Origin of the sequence: Nitratidesulfovibrio oxamicus (genome assembly GCF_015731765.1) — a bacterium.
In the GTDB taxonomy this organism is placed as follows: Bacteria; Desulfobacterota; Desulfovibrionia; order Desulfovibrionales; family Desulfovibrionaceae; genus Cupidesulfovibrio; species Cupidesulfovibrio oxamicus.
On sequence record NZ_VRYY01000146.1, the window covers coordinates 1 to 5,583 of the forward strand.

The window sequence follows — 5,583 nt, forward strand, 5'->3', positions numbered from 1 at the left end:
CTCGCCGGTGCGGCAATGGGCGCACGCACCGTGCCGCCGCTGTCGGACGGCCGCGCCACGGCGCAGCCGCCCGCAAGCAGCACGAGCAGAAGCAGCGGCACGCAGGGCAGGAAGATTCCCGCCCCGCGTCCGCTGATATGCCGGGTTCCGGCTAGTCCCATACCCGCTTGTCCTCGATGGGACGGATCTGCGGGGGCAGGGTGCCGGGTGCAAGGATCTTCAGTTCCGGGCGCAGCTTGATCTTCTCGCGGAACTGGTGGAGCAGTTCGTCCTCGCGCTTGAAGTTGCTGGCCTCGATGAACAGTGTCATCTCGTCGATGCCGCCGGGGTTGGTGACCTCGATCTGCCAGCGCTTGATTTCCTCGAAGCGCGACATGACCTGTTCCACCTGGTGCGGGTACACGAACATGCCCTTGATGCGCGCGGTGGTGTCCACGCGGCCCACGATGGAGCCAAGGCGCGGGCTGGTGCGGCCGCAGGGGCAGGGCGAACGGTCGATGTACGACAGGTCGCCGGTGGCCAGGCGGATCAGCGGGTAGGTCTTGTTGAAGGCCGTGACCACGATTTCGCCCACTTCGCCGTCCTTCAGCGGAATGCCGGTGTCCGGATGGCAGATTTCGACGTAGCAGCGGTTGGCGATGTGCAGGCCGGTCTTGTGGAAGCACTCGTAGCCGATGCAGCCCACGTCCGCCGTGCCGTAGCCCTGGCGCATGATCAGGTCGAACTTCTTCTCGAGCTGCGCGCGCAGCTTTTCGGAGAATTTTTCGCCGGTCACGAAGCCCACTTCAAGGAACAGGTCCTTGCGCAGGTTCATGCCCTTTTCCTCGGCCTTCTGGGCAAGGTGCAAGAGGTAGCTGGGCGTGCCCACGTAGCCCGACACGCGCAGCTTGGACATGATCTCGAGTTGCGTGGCCGCGTTGCCGGGACCGGCGGGCACCACGGCGCAGCCAAGGTTGCGCAGGGGTTCCTCGAACATCAGGCCCGCCGGGGCGAGGTGGTAGTTGAAGGTGATCTGGGCCACGTCACCGGGGCGAAAGCCCACGGAATAGAAGGCCTCGGTGTAGCCCCAGTAGTCGTCGGCGCGGTCTTCGGGGTCGAAGATGGGGCCGGGCGACAGGAACACGCGCTTCAGCTCGCCAAGGTCCTTGGTCAAAAGCCCGCCAAGGCGCGGCCCCATGGACTGGAGGAAGATGAGTTCCTTCTTCTTGAGAATGGGAATGTGCTTGAGGTCCGTGAGAGTCTTGAACTTCTCCACGTTGAACTGGGCGCGGTCGAAGCGCTTCTTCACGTCCTCGGAATAACGGTAGGCGTAGGAAAGCAGGTCTTTCAGCTGGATGAGGTAGTATTGCCTGCGTTCGCTCTCGTCGAGCACTTCGCGGCGGCTGTAGATGCCTTCGGTACGGTCCTTGCGGGTCATGCGGTGGGCTCCTTGGTATCGTGGCGTGCGGTGCGCGCGGCCCCGGAACAGGAACGCGACGCCCGATGCATTTGCAGGATTCGCCCATAGCCCGCGCGTATGGGGTTGGCAAGAATATTTTTTTATTTCCTTTCATCCCAGCATTATGCAAGGTTTTCCACATGTTGATCATTACTGTGGAAAATTCGACTCTCGCCACGGTGCGATGAAAGACGCACCATTGCGACAGGTTACCGACGGGTTTCCGGAAGATTGTCGGGGATTGACCGGAGCGCGGTCAAACGGAATGACAACACCGTTGCAATTGCAGCATGATACAACGCCACCCACCCTCCCATTCTGGAATGTGACCCTGATCACGGCGGGCGCAGCGGACTCGGGGTAGCCTGCACGCTTCCGGGTGCGGCGTTTCGTCCTGCGGCGCCGCCCATCCCCACACCCTTCTGCCTGCGACCACACCATGGACTATTTTCGCAAGATGTGCGGCTGCGGCCGCGACAACTGCCGCCCCGGCCTGCTGGGCCTGCTGCCCAAGCCTGATGTTTCCGAAACCCTGTGGTCGTTCATCAGCGCGCTGTGCGGCATCGGCGTGGTGGCGTGGCTGTGCGACCGGGTGGCTTCTCCGGGCGACGGCTTCGTGCTCATCGGCTCGTTCGGGGCCTCGGCGGTGCTGGCCTACGGCGCGCCGGGCGCGCCCTTTTCACAGCCGCGCAACCTGCTGGGCGGGCATGTGCTGTCCGCGCTGGTGGGGGTGTTCGTGGCGCGCAACCTGGGCGTGCCGGGCCTGGCCGGAATGTCGGGCGCAGAGGTGCTGACCCTCTCCACCGCGTGGCTGGCCCCTGCCGTGGCCGTGGCCGCCGCCATCGCCCTGATGCACCTTACCGACACCCTGCACCCGCCGGGCGGGGCCACCGCCCTCATCGCCGTCACCGGCAGCCCGCAGATCCAGGCGCTGGGCTACAAGTACGCCGTGATGCCCGTGGCCGCCGGGGCCGCCGCCCTGCTGGTGGTGGCCCTGCTGGTGAACAACATCCCGCGCGGGCGGCGCTACCCCAGGCATTGGTGGTAACTGGTGGTGCCGGGGGCTGGTGGCGACTGATGGCAGCGGGCCGCCCGGTTGCCACGACGGTGCAGGCGGGCTAGACTGGCCGAGCGCCGGTGGCGCGTCGCGGCAAGACAGAAGAACCCATCCCACGGCCGCGCCAGTTCCCGCCGCAGGACCCCCATGGAACACCACGCCTCGTCCCCCAACGCCGATTCCCCTGGCCCCGCCCGTCCCCTCTTCGCAGCCCATCCGCCAGCGGGCCGCGTGGCTCTGGTCACCGGCGGCGCGCAGGGCATTGGCCGGGGCATCGTGGAACACCTGCTGGACTGCGGCATGCGCGTGGCCGCCATGGATGCCGACGCCGAGGCGCTGGCCGAACTGACCGGGGCATTGTCCGCCGAACTGGTCCCCGAACCGGTTGCCGACAACGACGCCTCGTTACCCGCGCATCCGGATGCCTCTGCTGAGCCCCATTCCCCAACCTTTCCCCTGCTGGCCCTGCACGGCAGCGTGGCCGACCAGGCCGACGCGGACCGCTGCGTGGCCGCCGCGGTGGCCCGTTTCGGCGGGCTGCACCTGCTGGTGAACAACGCGGGCATCGCCAATCCCCACACCGGCCCCGCCGACGTGGCAGCCATGGACATGGACCGATGGCAGCGCATGCTGGACGTGAACCTGACCGGCCCCATGCGCATGGTGCGCGCCGCCGTGCCCCACCTGCGGGCCGCGCACGGGGCGGTGGTGAACATCGCCTCCACCCGCGCCGTACAGTCGGAACCGCATACCGAGGCCTACGCCGCGTCCAAGGGCGGGCTGGTGGCCCTGACGCACGCGCTGGCCGTCAGCCTTGGCCCGGAGGTGCGGGTGAACTGCATCTCGCCGGGCTGGATAGAGGTGCGCCATCTGCGCAAGGCGGCCCGCCGCGAAACACCGGTGCATACGGAAGCCGACCGCGCGCAGCACCCCGTGGGGCGCGTGGGCGACGTGCGCGACGTGGCCGCGCTGGTGGCCTTTCTGGCCGGGGATGACGCCGGGTTCGTCACCGGGCAGAACTGGCTGGTGGACGGCGGCATGACCCGCCGGATGATCTACGAGGAGTAACCCCCCATGTACGTCGGCCTGCATACCGCAAGCCTGCCGCAGGTACTGGCGGAAGCCCGCCAACGCATCGTGCTGCATATGGCCCTGTACGCCGAATTCGGGCGCATGCCCGCGCTGGCCGATGCACTGCGTACCGCGCTGACCCAGCCCACCTTCCGCCGCTTGCAGATGATCACCGTGCCGCTTGCGTCGCGCCGGAACTGGGTGGACGAATTCCTGCACGCCCTGCGCCCGGACCTGACGGCGGTGCAGATGGAGCACGAATTCGCCGCCTCGCGCGATTTCATCGTGCGGCTGGCCGCCCGGCACGAAGGGCTGGTGGAGGTGTACGAAACCCACGCCCTGCCCTGCGCGCCGTGCATCATCGTGGACGACCGCATCCTGTTCGGCCACTACGCGCACAGCCCGGTGCCCATGGAACAGGGCTTCTGGTTCAGCGTGGCCGCGCCCATGGACGAACTGTTCGCCTGGGCCGAAGCGGGCGTGCTGCCGCGCGACGCCACCCCAAGGCACCGGGCGGCCTTCCGCTTCGTGTGCGATTGCCGCAACGCCATGCGCCAGGCCAAGCGCATGCTGCTGTAGGACGGCAAGGCGATGGGCGGAAGAGACGGCAGACGAGTGAGGGACGACACGAGATGCGTACGCCTGCCCTGCCGCCCGTAACCGGGCCAGCACCGGGATGCAGAACCGGGGATTTTCAGTCCCCTGCTCCCTGACCGGCAAAAAAATCATCCTTGCGACAAAAAGTGCTTGCCAAGCCCGGTCATTTTGCCTATTCAGGTTCTCCGCGACGCCGAGGTAGCTCAGTTGGTAGAGCAGGGGACTGAAAATCCCCGTGTCGGGAGTTCAATTCTCTCCCTCGGCACCACGAATTCAAGGCTTCAGTTTAACAGCTGAAGCCTTTTTCTTTTGGCGCTTCCACCGCGCGACGCCCCCTGCCTTTTCCGGATGCCCCACGCCCGCCCATCAATCCAGCCCGGACAACACCCTGTTCACGAACGCCCTGGTTTCGGCAAACGGCGGCACCCCGCCGAAGCGTTCCACGTTGCCGGGGCCCGCGTTGTATGCGGCAAGGGCCAGTTCCAGCGAGCCGAAGCGGTCCAGTTGCTGGCGCAGGTAGCGGCTGCCCGCCTCCACGTTGGCCTGCGGATCGAAGGGATCCTCCAGCCCCAGTTCCTGCCCGGTGGCGGGCATGATCTGCATGGGCCCGCGCGCGCCCTTGGGGGACACGGCCCCCACGTTGAACCCCGATTCCGCCCGGACCACGGCGGCGATGAGCCGCTCCTCCAGCCCGCTCAGGCGGCTGGCCCGCGCGATGATTCCGTCCCAGGCGGGCATGGGCAGCCTGCCCGCGCGCACCCGCTCCACCATCACCAGTGGAACCATGCGGGGCAGGGCCAGCTTGGCCGCATCCGGCGACAGGGCGTAGACGTCCATGCGGTCCAGCAGGTTTTCCGAGGGGGGGTGCCCGGCAGGGGGCAGAAAGGCGACGGGGCGCGGCACGGGTTGCGCGGTTACGAGGTCCACCGGGCCATCGCCCGCATCCACCCCGGAAACGGACCCGACAGCACGGGAAACTGCCCCGTTCGGGCCGTGCGGGACCGCCCCCGCCGCTGGCGGCACCGCAGCGGACATTGCCCGTGCATCGACAGGGTACGCGGCCTGCGCCGCACCCGGCATGCCGGACTGGATAGCGGGCGTCATGCCGGACGTTATGGGCGGTTCCATGGAGGGCACCACGGCGGGCACCTGATGTGGCGGTACGGAGGCTGACGCGACGTCCGGCCCCACGTCAGGCCCGAGACCGGACCCGGCACCAGCCCCTGTGACGGCATTGGTCACGGAGCTGGCGGGCAATGCAGCAGGCGATGCGGCCGTTCTTTCAGGCGGTACGGCAGGCGGTACGGCAGGCGGTACGGCAGGCGGTACGGCAGGCGGTACGGCAGGCGGTACGGCAGGCGGGAGGGCGGGCGCCGCCCCCTCACCAACCGGCCCCGCCTGACCGGGCCGGGCACGCAGC

Annotated in this window: 6 protein-coding genes and 1 tRNA gene; 4 read left to right on the plus strand and 3 right to left on the minus strand. The window is 67.8% G+C overall.

Going from position 1 to position 5,583, the window contains the following annotated elements:
* Positions 1 to 151: 151 nt before the first annotated feature.
* Entirely contained in the window at positions 152 to 1,417 is a 1,266-nt protein-coding gene (locus tag FVW20_RS06465) for a phenylacetate--CoA ligase family protein (protein WP_007526208.1), read from the minus strand.
* Positions 1,418 to 1,877: 460 nt separating this feature from the next.
* Here FVW20_RS06465 and FVW20_RS06470 point away from each other — a divergent pair, with 460 nt between their 5' ends.
* From FVW20_RS06470 to FVW20_RS06485, 4 genes are all read left to right on the plus strand, one after another.
* Positions 1,878 to 2,486 carry an HPP family protein gene (locus FVW20_RS06470; protein ID WP_196608785.1) on the plus strand — a complete coding sequence of 203 codons (609 nt, stop codon included), beginning with the start codon at positions 1,878 to 1,880 and terminating at the stop codon, positions 2,484 to 2,486.
* A 156-nt stretch (positions 2,487 to 2,642) separates the two neighbouring features.
* Positions 2,643 to 3,563 (plus strand): SDR family oxidoreductase, encoded by a 921-nt coding sequence (locus tag FVW20_RS06475; RefSeq protein ID WP_196608786.1) that lies wholly within the window; start codon positions 2,643 to 2,645, stop codon positions 3,561 to 3,563.
* A 6-nt stretch (positions 3,564 to 3,569) separates the two neighbouring features.
* On the plus strand, positions 3,570 to 4,145 hold the full coding sequence (locus FVW20_RS06480; RefSeq protein ID WP_196608787.1) for a hypothetical protein: 576 nt from the start codon (positions 3,570 to 3,572) through the stop codon (positions 4,143 to 4,145).
* A 210-nt stretch (positions 4,146 to 4,355) separates the two neighbouring features.
* A tRNA-Phe gene (locus tag FVW20_RS06485) sits at positions 4,356 to 4,431 on the plus strand.
* A 98-nt stretch (positions 4,432 to 4,529) separates the two neighbouring features.
* Here the strand turns inward: FVW20_RS06485 and FVW20_RS06490 are convergent.
* Positions 4,530 to 5,291: a lytic transglycosylase domain-containing protein gene (locus FVW20_RS06490; RefSeq protein ID WP_231038923.1), complete on the minus strand. Its 762-nt coding sequence runs from the start codon at positions 5,289 to 5,291 to the stop codon at positions 4,530 to 4,532.
* 110 nt (positions 5,292 to 5,401) lie between these two features.
* A partial coding sequence (locus FVW20_RS19670) for a hypothetical protein (RefSeq protein ID WP_231038924.1) occupies positions 5,402 to 5,583 on the minus strand: 182 nt, incomplete at its 5' end.

Excerpts from the sequence above, each read along its gene's own strand:
- FVW20_RS06490 (WP_231038923.1), bottom strand. The coding sequence starts at position 5,291 with ATGGAACCGCCCATAACGTCCGGCATGACGCCCGCTATCCAGTCCGGC.
- FVW20_RS06470 (WP_196608785.1), top strand. The coding sequence starts at position 1,878 with ATGGACTATTTTCGCAAGATGTGCGGCTGCGGCCGCGACAACTGCCGC.
- FVW20_RS06465 (WP_007526208.1), bottom strand. The coding sequence starts at position 1,417 with ATGACCCGCAAGGACCGTACCGAAGGCATCTACAGCCGCCGCGAAGTG.
- FVW20_RS06480 (WP_196608787.1), top strand. The coding sequence starts at position 3,570 with ATGTACGTCGGCCTGCATACCGCAAGCCTGCCGCAGGTACTGGCGGAA.
- FVW20_RS06475 (WP_196608786.1), top strand. The coding sequence starts at position 2,643 with ATGGAACACCACGCCTCGTCCCCCAACGCCGATTCCCCTGGCCCCGCC.